Source organism: Methanococcoides vulcani (assembly GCF_900111645.1).
GTDB lineage: Archaea > Halobacteriota > Methanosarcinia > Methanosarcinales > Methanosarcinaceae > Methanococcoides > Methanococcoides vulcani.
This window is the reverse complement of record NZ_FOHQ01000005.1, coordinates 13,416-38,122: the sequence shown is the minus strand read 5'-3', so window position 1 is coordinate 38,122 and position 24,707 is coordinate 13,416. Positions and strand designations below refer to the sequence as shown.

24 protein-coding genes are annotated in these 24,707 nt (G+C 44.5%); 15 read left to right on the top strand and 9 right to left on the bottom strand.

Annotated features, from left to right (window positions below):
• Positions 1-67: 67 nt before the first annotated feature.
• The 6 genes from BMX02_RS08120 (at position 68) to BMX02_RS08095 (ending at position 8,015) form a co-directional block, all read left to right on the top strand.
• On the top strand, positions 68-1,540 hold the full coding sequence (locus tag BMX02_RS08120; protein ID WP_091690190.1) for a capsular polysaccharide export protein, LipB/KpsS family: 1,473 nt from the start codon (positions 68-70) through the stop codon (positions 1,538-1,540).
• A gap of 89 nt (positions 1,541-1,629) precedes the next feature.
• Complete coding sequence (locus tag BMX02_RS08115; RefSeq protein ID WP_091690189.1) at positions 1,630-2,769, top strand: glycosyltransferase; 1,140 nt, start codon at positions 1,630-1,632, stop codon at positions 2,767-2,769.
• A 130-nt stretch (positions 2,770-2,899) separates the two neighbouring features.
• A complete protein-coding gene (locus BMX02_RS08110) occupies positions 2,900-5,362 on the top strand; it encodes an oligosaccharyl transferase, archaeosortase A system-associated (protein ID WP_091690188.1) in 2,463 nt (820 codons plus the stop codon).
• A gap of 276 nt (positions 5,363-5,638) precedes the next feature.
• Complete coding sequence (locus BMX02_RS08105; protein WP_091690187.1) at positions 5,639-6,130, top strand: LeuD/DmdB family oxidoreductase small subunit; 492 nt, start codon at positions 5,639-5,641, stop codon at positions 6,128-6,130.
• 7 nt (positions 6,131-6,137) lie between these two features.
• The gene (locus BMX02_RS08100) at positions 6,138-6,998 is read left to right on the top strand and encodes a DUF7714 family protein (RefSeq protein ID WP_091690316.1); all 861 of its coding nucleotides are present in this window, start codon (positions 6,138-6,140) and stop codon (positions 6,996-6,998) included.
• 15 nt (positions 6,999-7,013) lie between these two features.
• The gene (locus BMX02_RS08095) at positions 7,014-8,015 is read left to right on the top strand and encodes an isocitrate/isopropylmalate family dehydrogenase (RefSeq protein WP_091690315.1); all 1,002 of its coding nucleotides are present in this window, start codon (positions 7,014-7,016) and stop codon (positions 8,013-8,015) included.
• Between the two features lie 129 nt (positions 8,016-8,144).
• Here the strand turns inward: BMX02_RS08095 and flaJ are convergent, their stop codons facing one another.
• The 8 genes from flaJ to BMX02_RS08055 all read right to left on the bottom strand — a co-directional run bounded on the left by flaJ (position 8,145) and on the right by BMX02_RS08055 (position 16,149).
• On the bottom strand, positions 8,145-9,800 hold the full coding sequence (flaJ, locus tag BMX02_RS08090; RefSeq protein ID WP_091690186.1) for an archaellar assembly protein FlaJ: 1,656 nt from the start codon (positions 9,798-9,800) through the stop codon (positions 8,145-8,147).
• Between the two features lie 10 nt (positions 9,801-9,810).
• Positions 9,811-11,463 carry a type II/IV secretion system ATPase subunit gene (locus tag BMX02_RS08085; RefSeq protein ID WP_091690185.1) on the bottom strand — a complete coding sequence of 551 codons (1,653 nt, stop codon included), beginning with the start codon at positions 11,461-11,463 and terminating at the stop codon, positions 9,811-9,813.
• Positions 11,464-11,486: 23 nt separating this feature from the next.
• Positions 11,487-12,182 carry an archaellum protein ArlH gene (locus BMX02_RS08080; RefSeq protein ID WP_091690184.1) on the bottom strand — a complete coding sequence of 232 codons (696 nt, stop codon included), beginning with the start codon at positions 12,180-12,182 and terminating at the stop codon, positions 11,487-11,489.
• A gap of 8 nt (positions 12,183-12,190) precedes the next feature.
• A complete protein-coding gene (locus tag BMX02_RS08075) occupies positions 12,191-12,694 on the bottom strand; it encodes an archaellum stator protein ArlG (protein ID WP_091690183.1) in 504 nt (167 codons plus the stop codon).
• Positions 12,695-12,763: 69 nt separating this feature from the next.
• Complete coding sequence (locus BMX02_RS08070; RefSeq protein WP_091690182.1) at positions 12,764-13,534, bottom strand: hypothetical protein; 771 nt, start codon at positions 13,532-13,534, stop codon at positions 12,764-12,766.
• Positions 13,524-14,837: a FlaD/FlaE family flagellar protein gene (locus tag BMX02_RS08065; protein WP_091690181.1), complete on the bottom strand. Its 1,314-nt coding sequence runs from the start codon at positions 14,835-14,837 to the stop codon at positions 13,524-13,526. The genes BMX02_RS08070 and BMX02_RS08065 overlap by 11 nt, the downstream gene beginning before the upstream one ends.
• A 198-nt stretch (positions 14,838-15,035) precedes the next feature.
• Complete coding sequence (gene pyrH / locus BMX02_RS08060) at positions 15,036-15,740, bottom strand: UMP kinase (protein WP_091690180.1); 705 nt, start codon at positions 15,738-15,740, stop codon at positions 15,036-15,038.
• A 232-nt stretch (positions 15,741-15,972) separates the two neighbouring features.
• Positions 15,973-16,149 (bottom strand): 4Fe-4S binding protein, encoded by a 177-nt coding sequence (locus tag BMX02_RS08055; RefSeq protein ID WP_091690179.1) that lies wholly within the window; start codon positions 16,147-16,149, stop codon positions 15,973-15,975.
• A 301-nt stretch (positions 16,150-16,450) separates the two neighbouring features.
• Here BMX02_RS08055 and BMX02_RS08050 point away from each other — a divergent pair, with 301 nt between their 5' ends.
• The 9 genes from BMX02_RS08050 (at position 16,451) to BMX02_RS08010 (ending at position 23,997) form a co-directional block, all read left to right on the top strand.
• Entirely contained in the window at positions 16,451-17,083 is a 633-nt protein-coding gene (locus BMX02_RS08050) for a type IV pilin domain-containing protein (RefSeq protein ID WP_091690178.1), read from the top strand.
• A 46-nt stretch (positions 17,084-17,129) separates the two neighbouring features.
• On the top strand, positions 17,130-19,310 hold the full coding sequence (locus BMX02_RS08045) for an ATP-dependent DNA helicase (RefSeq protein ID WP_091690177.1): 2,181 nt from the start codon (positions 17,130-17,132) through the stop codon (positions 19,308-19,310).
• 99 nt (positions 19,311-19,409) lie between these two features.
• Positions 19,410-19,865, top strand: coding sequence for a GerW family sporulation protein (locus tag BMX02_RS08040; protein WP_244625199.1), 456 nt, complete (start codon positions 19,410-19,412; stop codon positions 19,863-19,865).
• A gap of 42 nt (positions 19,866-19,907) precedes the next feature.
• Positions 19,908-20,582 (top strand): DUF2953 domain-containing protein, encoded by a 675-nt coding sequence (locus BMX02_RS08035; RefSeq protein WP_091690175.1) that lies wholly within the window; start codon positions 19,908-19,910, stop codon positions 20,580-20,582.
• Positions 20,583-20,606: 24 nt separating this feature from the next.
• Positions 20,607-21,566, top strand: a complete 960-nt coding sequence (locus BMX02_RS08030) for a beta-ribofuranosylaminobenzene 5'-phosphate synthase (protein WP_091690174.1) — start codon at positions 20,607-20,609, stop codon at positions 21,564-21,566.
• A gap of 1 nt (position 21,567) precedes the next feature.
• Complete coding sequence (locus BMX02_RS08025; protein ID WP_091690173.1) at positions 21,568-22,590, top strand: NOP5/NOP56 family protein; 1,023 nt, start codon at positions 21,568-21,570, stop codon at positions 22,588-22,590.
• Positions 22,591-23,277: a fibrillarin-like rRNA/tRNA 2'-O-methyltransferase gene (locus tag BMX02_RS08020; RefSeq protein WP_091690172.1), complete on the top strand. Its 687-nt coding sequence runs from the start codon at positions 22,591-22,593 to the stop codon at positions 23,275-23,277. It begins immediately after the preceding gene.
• A 43-nt stretch (positions 23,278-23,320) separates the two neighbouring features.
• Positions 23,321-23,563: a DUF2769 domain-containing protein gene (locus BMX02_RS08015; protein ID WP_091690171.1), complete on the top strand. Its 243-nt coding sequence runs from the start codon at positions 23,321-23,323 to the stop codon at positions 23,561-23,563.
• Positions 23,564-23,565: 2 nt separating this feature from the next.
• A complete protein-coding gene (locus tag BMX02_RS08010) occupies positions 23,566-23,997 on the top strand; it encodes a rhodanese-like domain-containing protein (protein ID WP_091690170.1) in 432 nt (143 codons plus the stop codon).
• 17 nt (positions 23,998-24,014) lie between these two features.
• Here the strand turns inward: BMX02_RS08010 and BMX02_RS08005 are convergent, their stop codons facing one another.
• Positions 24,015-24,638 carry a carbonic anhydrase gene (locus BMX02_RS08005; RefSeq protein ID WP_091690169.1) on the bottom strand — a complete coding sequence of 208 codons (624 nt, stop codon included), beginning with the start codon at positions 24,636-24,638 and terminating at the stop codon, positions 24,015-24,017.
• Between the last annotated feature and the right edge of the window lie 69 nt (positions 24,639-24,707).

The following is a 24,707-nucleotide window of genomic DNA, read 5'->3' as shown; positions in this document are numbered from 1 at the left end:
TTCAACGTGGAGAATAATGCTTTTGACATCACAACCTTCATAGGAAAATTAATAATCTGAGGTCGAAATGAAAATTCTAATCTACATGCCTTTTGCTGATTGGGTCCCACATCTTGCAACCGACCTAGAGATTGCTGCCAAGCATATGAACGATGATGATGAAGTCCACATCATTCAGTGTTCGGGAGATCTGCCATCCTGTGAACCAAATCCAAACCATCTCAAATTAAGATGTATTTTATGTAGATCAAGGCGAAATAAGGGATTGGATATTATAAATATGCCAAAACAAAATCGACATGAGCTTTCTTTAGACAGTTTCATGAGAGATATGAATTTGCCTGATTTTTCATCCATGCAAGAGTTGAAGGGCTTTAAAATAGATAATGTTGACATTGGAATGGCGGTTGCATCCACATTGATCAGTATGGTTCGTGAGCCTGATCCGGATATAGATCAATATAAAAGTTTTATCAATAAAAATCTGTTAATGTCAATCGCTGTCTACGATGCAATAAAATATAATCTTGAAGAAATCAAGCCCGACATTTTTTACCTGTTTAATGGAAGATTCGCACCGTTAAGGCCCGCTCTGCGAGCTGCTCAGGATCTTGGTATCAAAACATTTGTTCACGAAAGAGCCGGCGTTTTGGAGAAGTACTCCCTAACTGAAGATAGTTATCCTCATGATATCGAATATCAAAAAGGTCAGATTGAAGAATACTGGAATAACGAATTCTCTGATACCGAGAAAGATGAAATAGCAACACGGTGGTTTGAAGAGCGCAGAGGCGGAAAGGATCAAAGCTGGTTTTCATTTACCAAATCCCAGATAAAAGGAAACTTGCCAGAAGGATTTGATTTATCGAAGAGAAACATTGCAATCTTTATTTCATCACAGGATGAGTTTGAAGCAATATCAGGTTGGCAAAATCTAATTTACAAGAACCAGACGGATGCAATTGATGACATAATAAATGCTGCTCTCGATGATGATATTATTTTCCATCTTAGAATTCATCCAAATCTAAGAGGCTTAAAAAATACTCAAACGCAAGAATTATCTGAATTGAAAGCACCAAACTTGAATGTCATTCCTGCAGATTCCAAAATTGATTCTTATCAATTAATGGATGCATGTGAAAAAATCATAACTTTTGGCTCAACCATGGGGATTGAAAGTGTTTTTTGGGGTAAACCTTCAATTCTTGTTGGCAGAGCACTTTATGAAGGTGTTGAAGGATGCCATATTCCAAAAGACCGTAATGAACTAATTGATTTAATCAACCAACATTTAGATCCTGCCAATAAAACAGGAGCTTTAAAATATGCCCATTGGCAAGCTGTTAACGGCCACCCATACATATATTATAGTCCAGAAACAGTCAGAGGCGGCAAATTTATGGGTGAATATCTGAAAAATCCGATATCTGAAAAAATTAAGGCAAAAATCTTATCAGTAAATTGGCTTTCACAATTTATATTCAACTCTGCTTACTTAATAAGGAAAATGACATGGAAAGTCCGTCAACGATTCTGATTGTTTCGAATGAATGACTTCTCAAAGGCGAGAATATTTGTAAAAATAATCTTTTTCATATCTCGATAAATTATAAATGGTTATAAACAATGTTAATCGATATGATTAATCTGTTATCAATCTGGCAGTTCCTTCTTGTATTTGAAATCGTTCTTTTTTCCTCATATACTTTAATTATGTACATGTCTTCCAAGAAAAAAGAAGAACTGCCTGATATTGACAATTTACCAACAGTTACATTGATCATACCAATGTATAACGAAGAAAAAGTAATCAAAGAAAAAATAGAAAATACTGCTCAACTGGATTATCCTCATGAAAAATTACAGGTAGTATTGTTGGATGATTATTCCACAGATAAATCTGAAAAAGTGTCTTTGGATACAATAGGTCAAACTTCTTTGAATGCTACGGTTGTAAAGAACGAGGGTGGCAAAGGAAAAGCAAGAGGTTTAAACTGGATATTTTCCAGTATCAATAGTGGAATAACTGTAATATCTGATGCAGATGCATTATTGAAAGAAGATTCATTGTTGGAGATCACAAAAAATTATGTTGATCCTGAAATAGGCGGAGTTACAGGGAAAATTATCATCCTCTCTGATAAAACAAGGATGTCAAAATCACATGAAGATTCATATCGTTTTTACTTTGATATCTGGAGGCAGGGTGAAAGTAACATAGACTCCGTCTCAGTTTGCAATGGTCCTTTGATGAGCTTTAGGACATCTATTCTAAAGAAAATAAAGATCGATCCTAATGCATATGCAGATGATTCAGATATGTTGTTTAAAATAATTGGACTCGGCTATCGTGTCATCTACGAACAAAAAGCGATTGTATATGAGAGAGTACCCTTAAGTTTTAAAGGACGTACTATCCAGAAAATGAAACGTATAAACGGTTTAAGAAAAGTATACCTGAACAACTATCGGCTGATTGGAAAGGGTGGCTTTGGTAAAGTAATATATCCATATGCACTTCTAACTCACATCATTTCCCCGATTGCAGTTCTAGGATTGGTATTTCTTTATCCTGCTGTTGTTTTTAGTGAACCTCTATACGGGTTTTTCTTGTTATTCTTTATTCTACCAAAATTAGGGGGAATCTTAGTTTCCTTCATGGTAACTCAGTTCATCATGAATTTCTCATTCCTTGTTCCGACATCTGGATCATGGGAGGCAGTTGAAGATGCAAGGTACAGTCTGGATTCAAACGACAATGTTTAATTATAAAGTATGAAATTTGTAACACAAATAAAATATTTATTGATGCCGATTGTCATAGCTGACGACAGCAATAAATAATTATGAAAAATTAATTATAGAGAAGACTCTTTGGAAGATTAGAGGGTATGATATGAGCACAGAGGATAATAAGCGTTTTGATTTTATGAGCGTTCTCCCTTATTTTATAGGGATAACCATTTCTTTTTTAATAGCATTGTACCTGAGGACGATCCCCAAAGCAGGAGTATTCCTCTCGAATGGATTTGTCCGCTTTGGAGGCAATGATCCCTGGTATCATCTCCGAAATGTGGAATCAATTCTAAATAATTTCCCGCATATGATTTGGTTTGATGCATATACCCAGTATCCAAATGGAACTCATCAGGTATTTGCTCCTTTATTTGACATGGTTCTTGCTACAGTAATATGGATCATTGGTTTAGGTAGCCCAACTCTTGACCAGATCTATACAATATGTGCTTATTACCCTACCATATTGGGATCCCTCGTCGTAGTTCCAACCTATTTTACAGCAAAATGGTTATTTGATCGTAGGGTTGGGCTACTTTCAGCATTGCTTATAGCGATAGCTCCCGGCCAGTTTTTTTCAAGATCAATACTTGGTTTTAATGATCATCACATCGCAGAAGCGTTGCTTACAACTGTAATTGCAATGTTTTTAATAATGGCACTAAAAACCGCAGGAGAGCATGAAATAAAATTTGAATCTATTAAAAACAAAAAATTTGTATATTTAAAACCCGTACTTTTTTATTTCATACTTGCTGGAATAGCACTTGGTGCATATTCACTTTCTTGGATCGGTGCAGTTTTTTTCAGTTTTGTCATTGGAGTTTATATTACTGTCCAACACATAATAGACCACATGCATGGCAAGTCTACCGATTATCTTGCAATTGGTGGCATGGTTATGTTTTCCATTGCCTTAATTATGGTTTTACTGACTCCATACATTGGTAGCACAAAACCGCTTGCTATTAAAGGCCTGCTTGCAGGCATTGTTGCATTCCCTGCTCTCACATTTATTTCCATTGAATTGAAGAGAAGAAATCTTAAAGCATATTATTATCCTGCTACGATAGCAGTTTTATTTATCGGTGGGGTCACAATTGCAAAATTGGTGTCCCCATCACTTTATGCACTGGTAACCAGCGTCTTCAGCTTCTTCATGCGAACAGGCGGCGGTCTCACCATCGCAGAAGCATCTCCCCTCCTTTCCGTTGGTGGCCAGTTTTCCCTCGCTCCCTTCTGGGGAAATTTCACAACCCTTGGATACATATCACTTTTAGCAATAGTCTTCTTGGGTTATGAAGCATTCAAGAAAAACAACACTCCGGAAAGAACGTTCCTGTTAGTCTGGACCCTCATGATCATCTGGGCAATGCTCCAGCAGAACCGTTTTGCATACTATTATTCAGTGAACGCTGCGATCCTGTCTGCTTATGTCGGAATCAAAGTTCTGGAGCTTGCCGGCTGGAAAGACCTGCTCGAGGACATCAAATTTAAGGACAAATTCGACATTAAAAACATCAAGATATGGCATGTAGTCTCAGTTCTGGTCATCATACTGGCCTTCATGTATCCAAGTTACAACATGTCAATGCAGCAGTCCCAGTACACAGGCGGCCCCAATGGCTACTGGATCGAAGCTACCATGTGGTTGAACTCTAACACCCCCGATCCGGGACTGGATTACTACGAAAGCTATGAGGTTCCGGCAGAAGGCGAGAGCTACCAGTACCCTGATACTGCATATGGTGTGATGTCATGGTGGGATTATGGTCACTGGATAGAAGTCATAGGGCATCGTATTCCAAATGCCAATCCGTTCCAGCAGGGAATCGGAGGGCGCAGGAATAGCATCGAGGAAGAGAACAAACCTGGTGCGTCCACATTCTTCACTGCACAGTCCGAAGAAGAGGCCACAGAAGTTCTTGAGGCAGTACATCCTGATCCTGAGAAGGCCGGTGCACGATACATCGTCTCTGATGTGGAGATGGCAACCGGGAAGTTCTATGCCATGAGTGCATGGACCCTTGATACGGCTGACTATTACATTCCGGTACAGACAGACATGGGAACACAGACGGTGCCTGGACCAAGGTATTTCAATTCCATGGAATCCCGTCTCCACATATTCGATGCGAGGGGATTGAAACAGTATCGTATGGTGCACGAATCCCCTGTTGGTAATTCCGCCGAGACAGGCTACAAGAATATCTACAACGCGCTCTTTGAAGGAAATATCGCTCTGGAAAATACCGGATATGTCAAGATCTTCGAGTATGTCGAGGGTGCACAGATCGTTGGTGAAGCGCCGGAAGGTGAGGATGTAACCATTTCGGTAACCATACTGACCAACATTGGAAGGACCTTCGTATACTCCCAGTCAGCCGTTTCGGACGGAACTTACTCCTTTACGGTACCATATTCCACACAAGGTCCAATTGAAGGGGAGACACAGTTCGATACCATGCCTGTCGGACCTTACAAGATCATCTATGGTAATGTTGTGGAGGATATAGATGTCAGTGAAAGGGACGTACTGGATGGAAATGTAATAGAGGTCTGATGCACAAGCTTTGTGTATCCTCCCCATCAATGCATTTTCTAATGCTTTGGTGGGGCTGACCTCTTTTGGTTTGATAATGATGTGTGCTTAAGGAGCGATCGGGTTCTGCGACCATCTTTATAAATTTTGTAACGGGGTGTAAAAAGCTGTAATTTAAGCTCCAGTTCCTTTGACTTGGTTTATGATTCGTACTCGTTCTCAGATTCTGGTCACATATTCTTTTTTTCCGCTACTTACAAATATTATCATGTAAAACCTACATCACAGGTGACAACATTGGAAAGTAAGATCAAAGGAAAGGCATGGATTTTTGGCGATGATATTGACACGGATGTTATCATTCCGGGAAAATATCTCAGGACCACTGATATGCAGGTATTTGCTGATCATGCAATGGAAGGTATCGACCCTGATTTTTCCAGAAAGGTTGAGAAGGGGGACGTTGTGGTCGGCGGGAACAATTTCGGCTGTGGTTCCTCAAGGGAGCAGGCAGCTCTTGCCCTTAAGTATGCAGGGGTTTCCTGTGTCGTCGCAAAGTTTTTCGGGCGCATCTTTTTCCGCAATGCTATCAATGTCGGACTTCCTTTAATGGAAGCTGATATTGAATGCAAGGATGGTGACATCGTGGAAGTTGACCTGCTTGAAGGAACTGTCCGGGTGAACGGGAAAGATTTCAAGGGCAACAAACTTCCGGATTTCCTTCTTGAGATCCTCACAGACGGTGGCCTTGTGGAGCATCGTAAGGCTTTACAAGAACAGGACAAATAAAGCAACCATGATATTTCCAGATGAATACAAGTATGTCGGGGTAACCGGGATACATCCGGACGATGCAGAGGAGAACATCATCTATTTCCTTTCCGAATACATGGTCGTTGAAGATCGTGTTGGAGAGGAGGATGTTGAATATTCTCTTTATCATGTAACAAAGCAGGGCGATGACCTTTTGCGTGAGGTGGAAAAGCTTGACCTCGTTGCATCAAAGGAGCAGGTCATAAAGTATGACCAAAAACTGAACATAAAGGACCGTGCCCTTCTTATTGAAACAGCACTGGACCTCTGCAAAGATGGTGTCAATACTGTCATCTTCACAGGCGTGGACAATCACGTAACGTTCGTGCATGAACCATCATTGTCTGAGATTATAGAGATCGAGATCGTTGATGTAGTGCCTCCGGAACCGTCATGGCTTTCCCAGGTGATAAGAAGGCTTGAGGCAAGCGGCATATTCGGGGATTTCAGCGTGCGTTTCACTGAGAATGTTATCGATCTTTCCCAGTTCGAGGGACCCATAACGGTGTTCCCATGTTCCTGTTCCGGGCTTAAGGGCAAGTTCCTTGATTCTGATATCATAACAGAGGATGGTACTTTGCTTGTAGGATGTGAGATCTCGAAAAAGCTTTTTGAGACCAGATTCCCGGATGTTGAGTATTCACTTGTGAACATATGTCCTTTCAAGTCCGATATCTTCAAACCGACAAAGCCTTTCATCACCAGGTGCTGTCGCTCCGAGAAATCAGGGCGAGTTACCATTGACGGTATAGAAGGGGTTGTAGTTCACTGGGGCGCATCTGAGTTCTTTGTGGCAGAAGCTGTCAGGGACCTGGCATTGGACCTTGCAGGGAAAAGGAAGTGAGTTATGTCTGAAAAAATGAGAGTTGCAGTGGTCGAAGGTGATGGCATCGGCAGGGAGGTCATTCCTGCAGCTGTAGAGGTTCTTGATGCATTTGGTCTTCCAATTGAAAAGGTTCCGCTTGAGCTGGGATATGGCAAGTGGGAGAAATGCGGGGTAGCCATCGATGATAATGACCTTGATGTGTTGAAAAGCTGTGATTGTGTTCTTTTTGGCGCGATCACCACACCAGCGGATCCCAATTACAAGAGTGTGCTCCTGACAATACGCAAAGAGCTTGATATGTATGCGAATATACGTCCGATCAAACCTCTTCCCGGTGTTACAGGAGTGACCGGGAAAAGTGATTTCGATTTTGTGATCGTGAGGGAAAATACCGAAGGTATGTATTCATCCATCGAGGAGCTGCATGATGATGTGGCATATACGAAAAGGGTGGTCTCCCGGAAAGGTTCAGAGCGTATCGCAAAAAGTGCCTGTCGGCTGGCTAAAGAGCGTCGAAATGATCTTACGATCGTTCATAAGTCCAATGTACTGAAGTCAGATACTTTATTCCTGAATGTCTGCCGTGAGACCGCAAGGTCAGAAGGTGTGGAGTACAGTGATATGCTGGTGGATGCCATGGCATATAGCCTGATGACCTATCCTGAGAGGTATGATGTTGTGGTCACAACCAATCTTTTTGGTGACATACTGAGCGACATGTCAGCAGCACTTATAGGCAGCCTGGGGCTTGCTCCCAGTGCAAATATTGGTGACATGTATGCTTTCTTTGAGCCGGTACATGGAAGTGGTCCTGACATTGCAGGAAAAGGGATTGCAAACCCGATCGCAGCTATCCTGAGTATGAAGATGATGCTGGAATGGATGGGCTACCAGAGGGAAGCAGAGCTCGTTGAAGAGGCTGTAGGTAAGAGCATACTTGAAAAGATAACGACACCGGACCTTGGTGGGACTGCCAGTACCCTTGAGGTTGGCAGGGCAATAGCGGATTATGTTCGCAACATGCTGGATGGATGATGCCGTCCGGTTGACCTTATTTTTTGTTCGTTGACCGGTCTTATCCTATCATTTTGAAGCTACAGGCCTTCGGTTCCGGCTACATAATGATGCATTTATCTGATTTTTGCATATAACCTTTTATTTTTGTCATGTGGTTCCAAGGAGTGAGGCTACCCCAGATGTTGTGAACACTGCGCTGAAGGCTGATATCCATGACATTATCACAAAATCCGTCGTTGAACATAGGATATGCCCTCCGTCAACGAATCGTATGAGCAGGGCTGACATAAGCGAATGTGATATCATGATGAACAATACCATGGCAGACAGAAGTTCTAGATTCCCTATTTCTGTGCTCAGGATCATTCCCATACCCATTCCTTCAGGCATTGAGATTGTCGTGAACATGTCCTGCATCAGACCAACAACCCCGAGTGCTATATAAAGGGTAAAACCGATGCCAGCTGTAAGTCCGTATAGCACTCCTACAAGGCTGGAAGCGGACTGGTATCTCTTCTTTCTCAGGTTTACGATGCGGTGGAAGTTCGTGGCGATCATATCACCGATCACTTCCGGCTGTCCGCCGAGATTGGTGGCTTCAACGAACATGGCGCTAAAGCGCTGTATGAGATTGCTTCCGGTGTTGGCTGAAAAGAAGTCCCATGATCTGGTTTTGTCCACACGGGTGTTTATTCTCTTGAAAAGGGCATTGACATCTTTAGTAAGCGGGCCAAAGTCATGTATGCGCAATGATCTAAGTGCTTCATCAATAAGTCCGCCTCTTGCACCTGCAGAACTTCCAAGGGATCGGATAAATGAGGGATAGTTCTCATCCTTACGTTTGATATCCTTCTCAATTTTCTTTGCAACATGGCCGGTATAGACCAGTGGTGTCATTACTGCTGCAACAGCAATAGGTAACTCCAGTTTGCCGTATAACATGACAGCTATAGCGACAATAATACAACCTGCCAATGAGATCGGGATGGACTGGTATAATTTTATCTTGGCTTTTGTCGTTATTTTTGTCTGCTGCCAGATAGGGTCCTTCGGGACCTTTGATCTTGTAAAAGTGATCATTACTATATCAGTTACCACGAAAACAACAACAACGATGGACATCAGCAGGATCGCATCCATTCCGGTTAGGATAGGCATGATCACTGCAAAAGAAGCAAGGAAGATCAATGCCATAATAAGGGAAACGAACAGTTCCTTGATGACCTCTATTGCATAGAGTGCACCGTTGTACATTGATTCATATTCGTTCATCACGACATTCTGTTCTGCTGCAAGGAATGACTTGATGTCCTCTCCGGACTGGAGGCCGTGTGCAAACCTGTCCAGGAAATCCTCATAAAGGATAGAGGGTGTCCTCTTTGATACGAATCGGCATGCATCGGAAAGGCTCATGTTCCATACGGTGACAAGGTTGTATATCTTTTCACTTTCCTTTGCAAGGAACTTGTAGCTATCATTCTTGGAAACGATCTTTATGATATCCAGCCTTGGGGTCTCTGCTGTAGATATTGCACCCATCTGTGTGATGTAGTAGTGCATGTTGTTGTCGATCTGTGCAGCTTTGCTTCCAAGTGCCGTGAAAGGGTAGTAGAATGCAAAAAAGATACATATCACTGGTATGAGTGCAGGTATGATCTGTGTATTTCCGGTGAAGAGGTCCGGCAACAACACATAGACAAGGATCGAGAAGATAAATCCAAAAGACACAATTGGCAAAGCTATCTTTTTCGCATAGGCTTTTGGTTCCATTTCCAGTGCGTTGAATGCCTTTTGAAAGTCCATTTATCTCTCCTCATATTGCGAAAGGCAGCCCTTCAACACCATACTTGTAGAAGTTGATAATGATCTCAAGAACGTCATAGTAGTCCTTGATACCTCTTTCTTTCATCTCTTCCAGTATCCTTGCCCGCAACATCAGGTCCTTGTATATCTGTCTCTTGTCCTCATATCCGAGCTTGGTCGCTATCTTGTTCTCAAGGATGAAACTATTATTAAGACCCCTGAAATTATGGGTGTCGGTATCCGGGTCCCACTGGAAGACGGCTCTTGTAACGACACCGCCTGCATCTTCGTAGTATCCTTCTATCTCTTCAATAGCAATGCAACGCCTGAGGAACTTTCCTTTTCGATATACTGCCTGCAATATCATTGCAACATTGAGGTTATCAATGAAAGTGACCGGAACGTTGATCGGGTCACCAGTAAGACGCTGGATCATCTTTGTGACAGCAGATGCGTGGAAAGTTGCCATTACCGGGTGACCGGTCTGCATACCCTGAAAAGCTACAGCTCCTTCTGCACCACGTATTTCACCCACGATGATGTAGTTCGGCCTAGACCTTAGAGCTGCTTTCAGGAGTGCGAAAGTGTCGACCCTTGAGTCAGGTGGTCCGTCCTCACGGGTGATCAACTGCTGCCAGACCGGCTGGGGTGGCTGCACCTCTGCGGTATCTTCTGAGGTGAATATCTTGGACTTCGGGTTAACAAAAGCCAGGCATGCGTTAAGCATGGTGGTCTTTCCACTGGCAGTTTCGCCACTGAAGAATATGCTCATGCCATTTTCAAGGCACATCCACATGTATGCGGCCATCTCACAACTGATAGCTCCCCACATGATCAGTTCGATGATACTTACCGGAATCTCGCTGAACTTACGCATGGTAAAACTGCTTCCACGCTTACTGACATCAAGACTGTAAATGATATTGATACGTGACCCGTCAGGAAGTGCACCATCGGCGATAGGTCTGGCATCACTTACAGGTCTTCCGATCCTTTCACTCATGCTTCTGAGCCAGTGGTCAAGACCCTCCTCATTACCAAATGAAATATCTGTCCTCATCATGCCCAGTATCTTGTGAACGATAAAGACCCCGGCTACGCCGATACTGTGTATATCCTCAAGGTGTGGGTCCCTGATGATTGGTTCTATAGGTCCGGAACCAATGATATTTCTCTCAATGTGATACTGCAGATTGTTGAATTCCTGCTGGGTAACCGGAACTTTCTTCTGTTTCGGGATCAGTTTCTCGATTATACTTACCTTTTCATCAGCGGAGATCTGCCCGCCAGCACCAATATCCACTGCTTCGTTCAAAAGCTTTGCAATAAGTTCCTTTAATTTATCTTCGTTCTTCGGCACAGGTTCGTTTGCAGACCTTTCAAGGATCAGGTCCATTATGGCATCGTACTTCGCCTTTTCGAGATCATTAAGCAGAGGTTCTATTGTATAGTATCCGATCTCCCCCATTTCGTGTGTCCCGTACAGGTGAATGAAAACGGGATCTCCCACAGCGAGTATCAGGTTGATGTACTCATCGTCCTGTATATCTTTTGAGAGGCTGGTTACGAATTCAGGGTTATTTCCTGTTCTTTTTACAAAGTCCTGGATATATACTCCCAGATGGGGGTTTCTTTGTAATGCCTTTTGATACTCAGCTTCCACTTAATATACCTCAGCTTATCTTTTTACGCAACGGATGCAATTTCTACGACAAGTCCTACTTTTGGTTCGATCCTGAAGCCTATCATCTGTCCCACAGGACCTTTTGCTCCGGTGAACTTGTTCACTATAACTGTACGTTTCACTTCAGCACCCATTGCTTTTGAACGAAGTGTCATATAAATGTCACAGGATGAGCGGAACATCGATGCGAGCTCCTCTCCCAGTTCACTGGGTTCGATGGTCAGTATTATTACTTTTCCCATTCCGTTAAGTTTCTTGAAGAATGAGATCAGGTCCAGGCTCTTTTCAGCGTTTGCACTGTACTTTATGAGGGCCGATATGGTGTCTATTACTATGACATCCTTCTCGAACAATTCTTCTGCACCCATCAACCTTTCAATGAAATCGATCCTTGACTTTGCAGATTGCATGAGTGGTATTACCGGAATATAGAGCAGTCTTCCTTTCAGTAGATGTGGTGCGATCGGATAGTCCAGCGAGTACATCTGGTTGATATACCCCTTTGTTGTGAGTTGTGTGGAGATGAAGGTAACACTTGTGTCTCCCTCGATCATACCATAGGTGATTCGCTGGCATATGGTGCTTTTGCCTCCGCCGCTACCTCCTTCGATCACGATGAGGGAGCCCTTTGGGAATCCTCCTCCAAGTTTTCCATTGAACTCATCTCTGGGAATTTCAAAAGAACGGATCGATGACATATTTCCTCTTATATCCTGAAATCCATTGAGTCGGACTTCCCGTTTTCTGCAGCTATCAATATCCTGTGATCGCCTTCTGTCATCTCTGTTGTGACTTTCATATTGATCTCAAGGGTATCCCCGGGTCGCCAGAGCACATCCTGGTCAAAAAATTCCATTTCAAGGTTTCCCGGCTCGACATATAGCCCATCTATAAATACATCAAGGTATTCGGTATCCAGATCGGTCCTGCCGGTGTTCTTGGCATAGAATGTATATTCTTTTAAGGTGCTGTTGTATGGTATGATCTCCGGATCGCTGATGATGGTTATATCGGTCTTTATCTGTTCAGACAGAACCTTGCTGCTTGATGCAGTAGCACCTGTAAGTGACTGGACATTGGAAGTCATGACTACGATGACTGTCATAGCTATAAGGATGGCAGCTATGAAAAATATCATATGTGTAATTGCAGTCTCCGCGTTCCTGTCTTTGATAAAGCTGGAGTGATCTGATCTTTTTAGGAATGCCATCTGTACACCTTTTTATGATCCGGTAATTTAGAATCTCTTTTCAATTATTTATTCTTTATTTACCCTTAGTTATTTTTCCGGGATTCCGCTGAAAGATGCGGATATGCCGCTATCGGTAATGATCTCAACTTTCATATATGCAGATCCTGAAACACCCTCTATTGCAAAGGTCTTCGTTTCTCCCGAATACCAGGTTCTCGTGTCTGGTGAGTAACTATAGAGCTTGACTTTTCCGTCTACCAGTATGCTTAGTTCATCTGCATAGAGTACCTCATCTCCGTGATTAGTTGCCTCTACTATCAATATTGAGTTTGGTTTGTCGCTCTTCATTGAATCGATCGTAATGATCTCATCGGTATTTCCTTCAGGGGAATCGATTTCCCAATCGATCTCCGGAATGGTCCCATCTCCACTGCCCGGAACACCGCCTATATAGCCGGCTACACCACTGTCTGTAACGATCTTCACTCTTTTACTGGCTGATCCGGAAATATCTTCAACTGCAAATATTTTTGTTTCCCCGGGATACCATTTTGCAGTTTCTGGATAGTAGTCGTAATTAAGGAGATATCCATCCATCAGCATACTGATCTCATCAGAATCAAGGACAACACTTCCGCTGTTGGTCACCTCGATCATCAATATGGAACTTTCATTGTCCAACGTCATCGACCCAGGGGATACTGCACTGTTGAGCTTGTTATATTGCATTTCATACCTTATGTCTTCAGCATCGCTGATGACATCATTTGAACTGCTCATCACAGCGTAGGAGTTTGTGCCGAGGACAAGGACCGAGACAAAGAATATGGAAATGACAACAGTGGTCTCAAATCCCATAAAGCTCCTCCAGGCCATGCTTCACTTTCGCCATTTCCCTGTCGATCATGCTGAGCATGTTCCTGTCGATCTTGCGTCCGCAAAGCCTTTCGATGAAAAGGAGTGACTTTGTGTGATCTTCCGGTAAAAGCCTCCATGTGGGTTTTTCCACATAGTAGTCTATTCCTCTTGCATAGGCCATGATCTCTGATCTGACCTCTTCACTTATCCAGCCGATATCAACATAATAATCAAGAGCATCCATGAGGTTGTTTCTGCCGACGCGTTCCATCAGGAACTCTATCCAGTTCAGCAGGACCACGACACTCATAGGGTTCTTCTTAATGGACTCCAGGCGCACTATAGGTGATCTCTCACCTGCTTGCTTTCCTTCACTTATAGGTTCCCCGTATTCATCGGTCTGGTTTGAAAGCTCACCATTGGTTGCCTGTGATCTTTTAAGGATTGACTGTTCCACTTTTTCCTGTAGTTCGGAAAGGTCGATCTTCTCAAGTTCACCTATCCTGCCGGCAAAGGTGCTTGTTGTTTGTGCAATATCCACAATGTCCATGTCAAGTTGCTTTTGCCTTTCGTATGCATCCTTGACCTGATAGGAGATCTCCGTAACGCTTTCCTGAAGTGTAACGAGTGAATCTGCAAAAACGTCCATTTTTGTAGTTATATTCTCTATTTTTGATTCTGCTTCAGCAGGAAGCCCTGGCATCTGCATGCTCTGGTTAAGTCCTTCTACCTCGTTCTGGAGCATCATTACAAAATCGGCAACTTCAGCTATCCTTTTTTCAGCCTTGTCAAAACGCTCAATAGTGGCACGACCTCCAAGCTCATCTCCAACAAAAGGATTTACCTGGTTCGAAACCAATTCGTAAAGCGAAAGGAGTTCCAGTACGCTCTGGTCGATCTTATCGACTGTTGTTTTCACACTCTGGCTTTCCCTCTGCACTGTAGAAATGGCTGTATCGACTTTTGAGAGTTTGTTTTCAAGTGCTTTGATCTTTTCGGCATTTTCGTTGATCTGCTTATTGTCAACAGGTTCGGGTTGCAGAGTGTGATCTCCTCCCGGTCCTGGTGGTGAAGGATATGAGGATGCAGCTCCAAAAGGCAAACCTCCCGGTGGTCCCGAAGGTGTCCCTCCGGGAAAATTAGTGGCATCACCAAAATCAGGGGGGCCTGCTGCAAAAGGGGATTGCGGCGAATCAAATGGAGACGCTTGTGGATCGAAAGGTGAACCTTTCTGTCCGCTGCTCCCATTTTTTCGAAGAATTCCCTTTGTAAGATTCTTCAATTTATTACTGAATCCAGCCATATTTTCACGGACTGCTGTAATTAGACTGTAGATTTAACCTCAAACATATATGTATTAATATAGATGTATCATGCTATTATATAAAAATATTCCAAAAAAAGATGCTTCCCTGTGATGGATTTTATCCTTTCTCCATCACAAGTTCATTTTGAAATCAATAAAAGGTATCGATCATCAGATCAACATTTACTTTTTAGATCAGCCGATTATACGTGTGCCAAGGCGCACTCCGGTTATCTCGCCTACTTTTGAGCATTCCTGAAGTACGACCTGAAGTACATCCTCCGGATCAGTTCCATCCATTACTATAGTATCGATGTTGCAGCGCTCGATGATCTTGGAAGCAAGAGGGTCGACAGGTGATTTGGATCCGGCTTTCATTTCTGTTGAAATTACAACGCTGACAAGTTCTTTTGCTGTCATGACATCATACTTCTTAGCATCCGGGTCTTCTCTTGGATCACTTGAATATACGCCGTCAACGGATGTTGCGATAACCATCATGTCTGCATTGAGATATTCGGCAAGAACTGCGGAAACCGCATCTGTGGTCTGTCCCGGAATTACTCCTCCCATTACCACTATCTTCCCTGATGCAAGGGCAGATTCAGCTTCCTTGTAGCTGGTAGGGGGTTCAGGATACGCATCTTTTCCAAGTGCTGCAATCAGGAGCTGGGCGTTCAGTCTTGTTATGTCAATTCCGATAAAATCGCACACAACTTCGTTTGCTCCGACGGTCCTTGCAACGTCTATGTAATTCCTTGCTGCAACACCGCCACCGGTAACGATCACTAACTTGTGTTCACGTCCCAGTTCCCGGAGTGCGGAAGCATAGGCAACAAAATGCTCAGGATCCAGGTCCTTTGCGAGTATGGATCCACCTACTGATAATACAACTAACATGATGATCTTTACTCATAATGTTGTCAATGCTATATATCTATCACCACGATAGCCAACACACTCTGGCTTTCTTTTGAGGTTCGGGTCTAAATAAGTTAGTGTTCACTCAACCATTTCAGCTATTTAATGTGTGATCAGACGTGAAACGTAACTCGTCTGGTAATAAACAGTATGAAAAAACAATACAAAAGAAGCGATATGAAAAATAGAAAGATAAATGGAATAAGCAGGCTTATTCCATTGTGATTGCATCTGTTGGACAGGAGTCCACACATGCACCACAGTCAATACATTCGTCAGCATTTACTACAGCGATGTTGTCGCCGTCCATTGAAATTGCTTCGGATGGGCAGTCATCTACACATGTTCCGCATCCTACACATTCGTCTCTGTTAATTACTGCTACCATTATTATTTTCTCCTATTCAAGTTGGTTAAACTTGTATTAGTTGCAAATTTTGCAATATACCCATTAAATAAGTTAGATAAAAAGGTATCGATTCTCAAAACATGGTTTTCACTTCTAGGAAATTATTAAATTCGATAATGCTAATTTCCGGCTATACATAGTCATTTAATTATCTATTTTTCAATAATTATGTTCTCATATTTTCAAAAAATGAGTTAAATTCAAGTTCTTGTTTTATATATAGCAATTGTCTGACAAAATAATTTAATATCCCTCTGCTGTCTACCACTCGGTTGAAATTATGGTAGCGATCCTAAAAAACGATGGTGCGGTAGCACCGATAATCGGAGCGCTTCTGCTGGTCCTGCTGACCGTGCTTCTTGCAGGTGTGGTGGCAGCAGCAGTAATGGATAATGGTGTCTTTGGAAGCATTTCCTCTTCTACGCCCATGGCGATGATAGAGGTCAAAGATGCTGTTGGTGGCGTTCCGAATGCAGTGCAGTATAAAGAGAACTTCGTGATACTCGAACATAAAGGCGGAGATCCGCTGGACCTTGACTCCACTTTTGTGGTCCTCAGCGGAGATGGCAGCAGCTATGTCGGTAAAGTGGGACATGGCGGGTTCAAGGTGTACGGGCAGGTAACTGCTAAATATTACGATCTGACACCTTCCGGTACATGTGCAACCTACAAGAGCAACAACCCATGTATCGACGATGGTCTGTGGTCTGCCGGGGAGTTCCTGGTGCTTAATGGTGATGACAGTATCAATGGTACGGATGCTTCTACGGTTCGTGTCAGTGTCGGAGGTTACTCGGATACTTCTAATAATTACGGGTTCAGGGAAGGCAGTCAGATCACTGTTAAGGTGTTTGATAGTACTACAGATCGCGTTATTGCAGAGGATATTGTGTCGGTAAGACCTCTGGGGTGATGATCCATCACTACCATTAAAGTAGGGTGAATGCATAGGGTGTGCGATGAGTGACAATCCCGCGTATATGAAATATTTCCCAAAAAGTTCATGTTATAATAACCAGCAGGAGGCAATGGATAGAATACACTCTGCCCTTCTGCAGAAGCAGTTCGTGCTATTCGAGGGGGCATGCGGGACCGGCAAGACGCTGAGCGCTCTGTCACCATCACTCCATGTGGGAAAACAGCTTGACAAGACTGTCATTATAGCTACGAATGTACATCAGCAGATGGTCCAGTTCATCAATGAAGCTCGTGACATTAAGAAGACACACGATGTCAAGGTTGCAATCGTGAAAGGGAAGACAACAATGTGTCCCCTTGAAGCGGATTATGAGGAGTGTTCTGTCAAAAGGGAGAACACCTTTGAGCTTATGGAGACCGAGCGTGAGATGCATCTTAAAAGGCAGGAGCTCAGGTCTGCCAGGGAAAGCTACAAGAAATCCCGTGATCAGGCTTTTGTAGCGCTTCGTGATGAACTGTCAAAGGAGCTTGATGCTTTGGAAGAGAAGGCCAAAGGCCTGCGTGATCGATCCTGTAATAACCTCTATGAGGTGCTAAGGTCCGATAGTGAGAAGTTCCGGGACTGGCTCTTTAAAGAAGTACGCACTCCCGAAGAGGTCAATGACCATGCTCTCCAGAACGGCATGTGCGGATATGAGCTGCTAAAACGTGAGCTTAAGCATGCGGACCTTTTGATCTGTAATTATCACCATGTGCTGAATGCGGATATCTTCTCAACGGTATTAGGCTGGCTTGAAAAGGAGCCGCAGGATGTCATCGCTATCTTTGATGAAGCGCATAATATCGAATCTGCAGCACGTTCACATTCCTCTATTTCCCTGACCGAGCATTCGATAGAGAAAGCAAGAGCAGAACTTGAAGCCAACATCGACCTTCTGGCAGATGACAATATCCATAACTTGTTCAAGGTCTTTCAGGATGTTATTACGGAAACCTACAATTCCAGGTTCAAGTTCGGTGAGCGTGAGCGTGTCAGGAAGAACTGGTATGACATGCGTATCAGTGATCCCTATGACCGCAACGACATCGTACGCGCAAGGTTCCTTCGCAACGCAAAGGAGGATTTCGGCGACAAGGATGAGATACAGATACTTCTTTCAGAGGCAAGCGAGATCGGGGCGAAACTCGATGAGACCTATCGTGATCAGTACAAGAAAGGGTTAACTGGTGTGATGAAGCGCTCCCACATCCGCTATGTTGCAGATTTCCTGTCAGCTTATCTGGAGCTGTCCCATAATCCTAACTATTACCCGATACTGAATGTCCGCAGGGATATGAACGATGAGATATACGGGCGTGTGGAACTGTTCACATGTATTCCTAAGAACGTTACAGAGCCGCTCTTTAATTCCCTGTTCTCAGGTGTACTGATGTCAGCGACACTTCATCCGTTCGATATGGTGAAGAAAACGCTGGGGATCACACGGGACACCTGCGAGATATCCTACGGTACATCCTTCCCGGAAGAAAAACGCCTTTCAATTGCAGTATCCATTCCTCCTCTCTTTGCCAAGAACCGGGATGATCCGCATACGGTCGGGTTGCTGGAACAGGTCCTTCTGGATTCTATTGAGCATTCAAAGGGCAATGTGATCATCTTTTTCCAGAGCTCCTTTGAGGCAAAGAGGTTCTATTCAAAACTGGAACCCAGAATAGATGTGCCCATCTTCCTCGATGAGGTCGGTGTGTCTTCCCAGGAAGTGAGGACGGATTTCTTTGCTATAGGTGAGTCCGGTGGCAAAGCCGTGCTGATGTCCTATCTTTGGGGGACCTTAAGCGAGGGTATCGATTACCGTGATGGCAGGGGTCGCACTGTTGTGATCGTAGGTGTGGGCTATCCGGCTCTCAATGACCGGATGAATGCAGTAGAGTCTGCATATGATCATGTCTTTGGTTACGGTGCAGGATGGGAGTTTGCCATACAGGTGCCAACGATACGCAAGATCCGGCAGGCCATGGGCAGGGTTGTCCGCTCCCCTGAGGATTACGGTGCACGCATACTTCTTGATGGCAGGTTCCTGACCGATTCAAAGGAGAGATTTGGCAAGTTCGCGGTCTTCGATGTGTTCCCGCCTGCAGAAAGGAACGAGTTCGTGGATGTGGACCCTGAGAAGGTGAAGTATTCGCTGATGAACTTCTTTATGGACAATGAGGGGCAGTAAAGCCACTTTTGACTTTTGACAGGAGTTCCCATGGGAATACATTTATACTGTTGTCCCCCATAATTTCTTTAATAGATTAAATATCCGTGGGCTGTGGTCGTGCCTGTGGTTCGGCTTCAGGATAATGGGGAGGTTATCGATATGGGTGTGGAAGATGTCATAAAAGAAGTGAGCAGTGAGCTTGAGCGTCTGGTCAGTACAAAGACAGTAGTCGGAGATGCGGTAGTTGCCGGGGACAAGACCATTATCCCTGTTACCAAGGTTTCCTTTGGTTTTGGGAGTGGTGGCGGAGAAGGTACTAAAGAAGGAGCTGAAACCGGATTCGGTGGTGGAGGCGGTGGCGGTGCTAAGATCGAGCCAGTTGCCTTCATAGTGATCGAAGAAGAGGGTGTGCGTCTGCTGACCCTTTCCGGAAAGAGCGACATCGGGAAATTGATCGAAGCGGTTCCGGAAGTGTTCGAAAAGATAAAATCCGCAAAAGGGAAGATGAAAAAAAGTGAAGGCAAGGAACATGGCAGCAAAGTCGATGTTCCGGAAGATGTTGATAAAGAGTGATCCTGTCATCTCTCTTTTGACAAATGCCGTAAGCAGTTGAATATGTCACTTCTCATCTACTCGCTTAGCCTTTGCATTATTTTTTTACTGGGGCTTATCCTGTTCGCCCCGATAGACGTTGTTTTCAATGTAAAGGGAAACCTGAATGGTGTTCATAGTATCGTAGATGTGAAGTGGAGCTTTTTGTCGATGCGTTTCCCACGAAAGAAAGGTCCGGAAAAAGCATCTGTCCCAACAAGCAAGCCATTGGATGAGGTTAGTGAAGATGGTAGCAGGGAAGGTGATGAGGACGGAAACGAGGCTGGACCCAGCCTACGTGAGTCTTTCGATGATATTCGCTCAAAGGGCCGAATGGTCTACGGTATCAGCTATCACATCTTTCGTCTGCTGAAAAGCATTTTTTCCAGTATACATATCCGTGAGTTGTCCTGTGATCTGGCTTATGGACTGCCTGACCCTGCATATACAGGGATGCTTTGCGGATATCTTCACACTCTGGCCTCTGTCGTTCACAGTGGTTGCAGGCAGTTCCATTATTCTATTACTCCGCAGTTCTTCGACGAGCAGCTGGATGTGAGAATGACAGGCGATATCCGGTTCAGGATAGCTTCTTTTATTCCCCCTCTGCTGATGTTCATATTCAGCAGGGAAGTGCTGAGGACAGGCTGGTGGTTTGTGAAAAACAAACGCTCTTCCCGTTCGGGTGTTAGTGTTTAATATTATGAACACTGATAAACGAGCATGATAAAAATAAGATCACCATCCAGATTGCATCTGTCTTTGATAGACATGAATGCAGAGATCGGACGGGTGGATGGCGGTGTAGGGATCACCCTTGATTCGCCTAACATCACACTGAGCGCTGAAAAGCATGATGGGATCGAAATAACGGGTGGATCAAGTCTTTCAGACCGGGTGTATGCAGCTGTAGAAGCTTTGCTTCCCGAAGGTGAAGGAATAAAGGTCCATGTGAAAGAGGACATGCCTCCTCATGTCGGTCTGGGATCTGGTACCCAGATAGCCCTGAGCGCTGCAGCGGCAGTGAATGAACTTTACGGGCTTGGAATGAGCGTTAACGAGCTTGCGATCAGGGTCGGCAGGGGTGGAACTTCCGGTATAGGTGTTGCTTCCTTTGAGAAGGGTGGTTTCCTTGTTGATTGCGGGCATAAGTTCAGTGAGAAGGGATCATTTTCCCCTTCATCTGCCAGCAGGGCGGATCCTGCCCCGGTAATTTTCAGGCATGATCTTCCTGACTGGGATATTATACTGGCACTTCCGGATTCCAAAGGAGCACACGATGCCCAGGAAGTGGATATATTCAAAAAAGAGTGCCCTATTCCTCTTCAGGAAGTGCAGGAAGTCTGTCATGTTGTGCTGATGCAAATGATGCCTGCAATTATAGAGGGCGATATTGAGAACTTCGGGATGGCCCTGAACCATTTGCAAACGGTCGGTTTCAAGAAGCGAGAGGTTGCTTTGCAGTCACCGGCTGTGCGGGACCTTATCGAGTTCATGCAGGACCTTGGAGCAGCAGGTGCAGGTATGAGCTCTTTTGGACCTGTGGTGTTTGGTGTTGTGGATCACAGGCGTATAGGTGAGCAGATAAGAAAGGAAGCACAGCTTTTCCTGGATGAGACCGTTGGCGGTAACGTTGTCCTGACACGTGCGAACAACTCCGGTGCAAAAATATGGAAGGATTAATTTGAAGATCATTACATGGTATGGGATCCTGACCCTTGAGGAAAATGGTGTTGCTGATTGTGAACTTTTCAATAAGGATGTCGATGAGCTTGCAGAAGGCTTACTCCACCAGAATGCAGCAGGTGCACGGGCACCTGAAGCAGGGTTTGACATCCGTGCTCCGGCGATTTCCTTCGGTTTTGTGGAAAATGACCGGGAATACGATTCCCTGCTTCGGGATGTGAGCATACGTGCAGGAAAATTGCGTATTTCCCGCACCAACACACCGGACATGCGTATCATTCAGGCAGTTGAAGCACTGGATGACATCGATGATGCAGCAAATGCCCTGTCTGAGCGCCTGTCAGAGTGGTATGGATTGCATTTCCCGGAACTGGGATTCAGTTCAGAGCAGCTTGCAAGATTCGTAAAAGAGCATGGTGCACGTTCCAACATACCTGCTGACGATCCGATTTTCGAAAAGGCTTCATCATCCATGGGTGCCGAACTTCCTCCTGCTGATGAGGAACTTGTGAAGCAGTTTGCTTCGAACATATGCGACCTGTATGATAACCGGCACAGCATCGAGGAAAGCATCGTCCGGAATATGGGGGAGATCGCTCCCAACCTATCCAATATTGCAGGTCCCCTCATTGGTGCACGCCTGATCAGTATGACAGGCGGTCTTGAGAGGCTTGCACAACTGCCTTCCAGCACGGTCCAGGTAATGGGTGCCAGTCGGGCACTCTTCAAGCATCTAAGGTCCCGTGCTCCCTCACCGAAGCACGGTTTGATTTTCAATCATCCACTCATCAAGAACTCTCCCTGGTGGCAGAGGGGTAAGATCGCACGTGCACTGGCTGCAAAGATCAGTCTTGCCTGCCGCACAGATGTCTATTCAGGAGAACTGAGTCCTGCTATAAAGACCGGTCTTGAGAAGAAGGTAAATTCAATAAAAAGTTCCAACCCAAAGCCTCCTGCAAGGGAGAAACCTTCCGGGAAAGGCCGGGGCAAGGGGAATAAGAATTCAGGGGGTAGGCGTTAAATGGCTGTAAAAGAACTTTCAGATGGCATTTTCGAAGTACAGAAAAGTGGAAAGAGGTTCATCGGCACAAAGAACGCAGTACCCGGTTCAGCCGTCTATGGGGAAAGGCTCGTAGAGGCGGAAGGGGACGAGTATCGTATATGGGATGCCCGCAGGAGCAAGCTTGCTGCCATGGTTCTGAAGAAGATGAATATCCCGATCAAGAGTGATTCCAATGTCCTGTATCTGGGTGCAGCATCCGGTACTACTGTGAGCCATGTTTCAGATATTCTCACCGATGGCCTGGTATATGCTGTGGAATTTTCCCCGCGAACCATGAGGGAACTGATACAGTTATGTGATACAAGATTGAACATAATTCCTATTCTTGCAGATGCTAACCATCCTGCTTCCTATGCACACATCGTTGAACAGGTCGATGTGGTCTTCCAGGATGTGGCACAGCCCAACCAGGCACAGATCGCGGCAGTGAACTGCGAACAGTTCCTTAAAGGTGATGGTCACCTCCTTTTGTCTATCAAGGCAAGGAGCATTGATACTGTGGCAAATCCGGGAAAGGTGTTCAAGGAAGAGGTAAAGAAGCTGGAAAAGGAATTTGATACCAAGTTCCAGATCCTAAAAAAGCAGGACCTTGCACCGTTCCATGATGATCACCTCGGTTTGATCGCACAAAAGCTCCTCAGATAAAGCTAAAGGGAAGCGATTTCCTATATTTTATGGGGGATCAATAATGTCTGATAGTGGTGAGGAAAAGATCGGCGGGAAATATTTCGGGATATGCCCTTCCTTCCATCATTCCAAAGCCTGTAATTGCAAACATTGTCCATCATCCCCGGGAGAAGGGTATATGTTCTGTGCAAGGGGGAACAAGTTACCTGTCCCTGAAAAAGCGGGCTGTCTCTGTAAGGAATGCTATGTTTATAGCCAGTTCGCTCTTGAAGGTGATTATTTTTGCAGAGGGGAGGGGGCATGAATATGGTCTCTGAGAAAATTGTACTGGTTTTTGCAATATTGGTAGTGTCCTGTCTCATTTTAGGCTGTGCTAATCCTGGTATATCGGATCCTGTAGATGAGGATGATACTTCCACAGGATACACGGATGTGTCTGTACAGGAAGCAAAAAATATGATGGATTCCAGGGAAGTTTTCCTGCTGGATGTTCGTACGGTCAATGAGTTCGAAACTGAGCACATCGAAGGTGCTGTGAACATCAATGTGAACGAACTTAGCTCAAGGCTGGACGAGGTGGCCCGGGATGGAACTATATTAGTTTACTGCCGTTCAGGTGCAAGAAGTGTCACAGCAAGCAATATTCTTGTTGATGCTGGTTACAATGATGTGTATAACATGCTGGGTGGCATCAACCAATGGAAAGCAGAGGGTTACCCGTACGTGAGCGGACCCTGACCTTACCCCGATTAATCTTATTTCCTCTGGTTGTATCCATCTGCCAGCTCTACGTTTACTTCAACAACCTCTGCGTTGGTGTGCTTAAATGTGTATCCTTCGTATATCTCAGGCAGTTTGTCTGCATCTTCCTGGGATGTGATGGTAACTCCTGCAGGGACGTATCTGTTCTCGGGGACATTCGCACCGATCACGCAAGCTTTTGGTTCAAGTACTGAGTTCTTTCCGATCGTTGCCTTGTACACGAATGTCTGCATCCCTATGAAAACATCGTCGAAAACAACGGCAGGACCATGTACCTGTGCCTGATGGGCAAGAGATACACGCTTTCCTATGTAGATCGAATAGTTCTCCCCGTCAACTTCTACCTGATTCTCTTTTATTGGATTGCCATTCTGATCAATGGTCTGGCGCCCGTGAAGGACAACTGCGTCCTGTACATTGCTGTGGTCATCGATCCTGATATCCTGTCCCTCATCTCCCCTTACGGAGGCATAGGGTGCGACCATAACTCTTTCGCCGATGGAAACTGCACCGATGACCGTTGCCTGAGGGTGTATGTATGCGGTCTTAGAAATATTCGGATGCTTGCTTTCCGGATTCCATGAAGTTATAGGATTTGCTTCAACGTTTTCTGGCATAGTATCACAGAGAATTATAATGGTTTTCTATTAATAATTCATTTCCCTCCGGAGAAATAAAGCTTTATT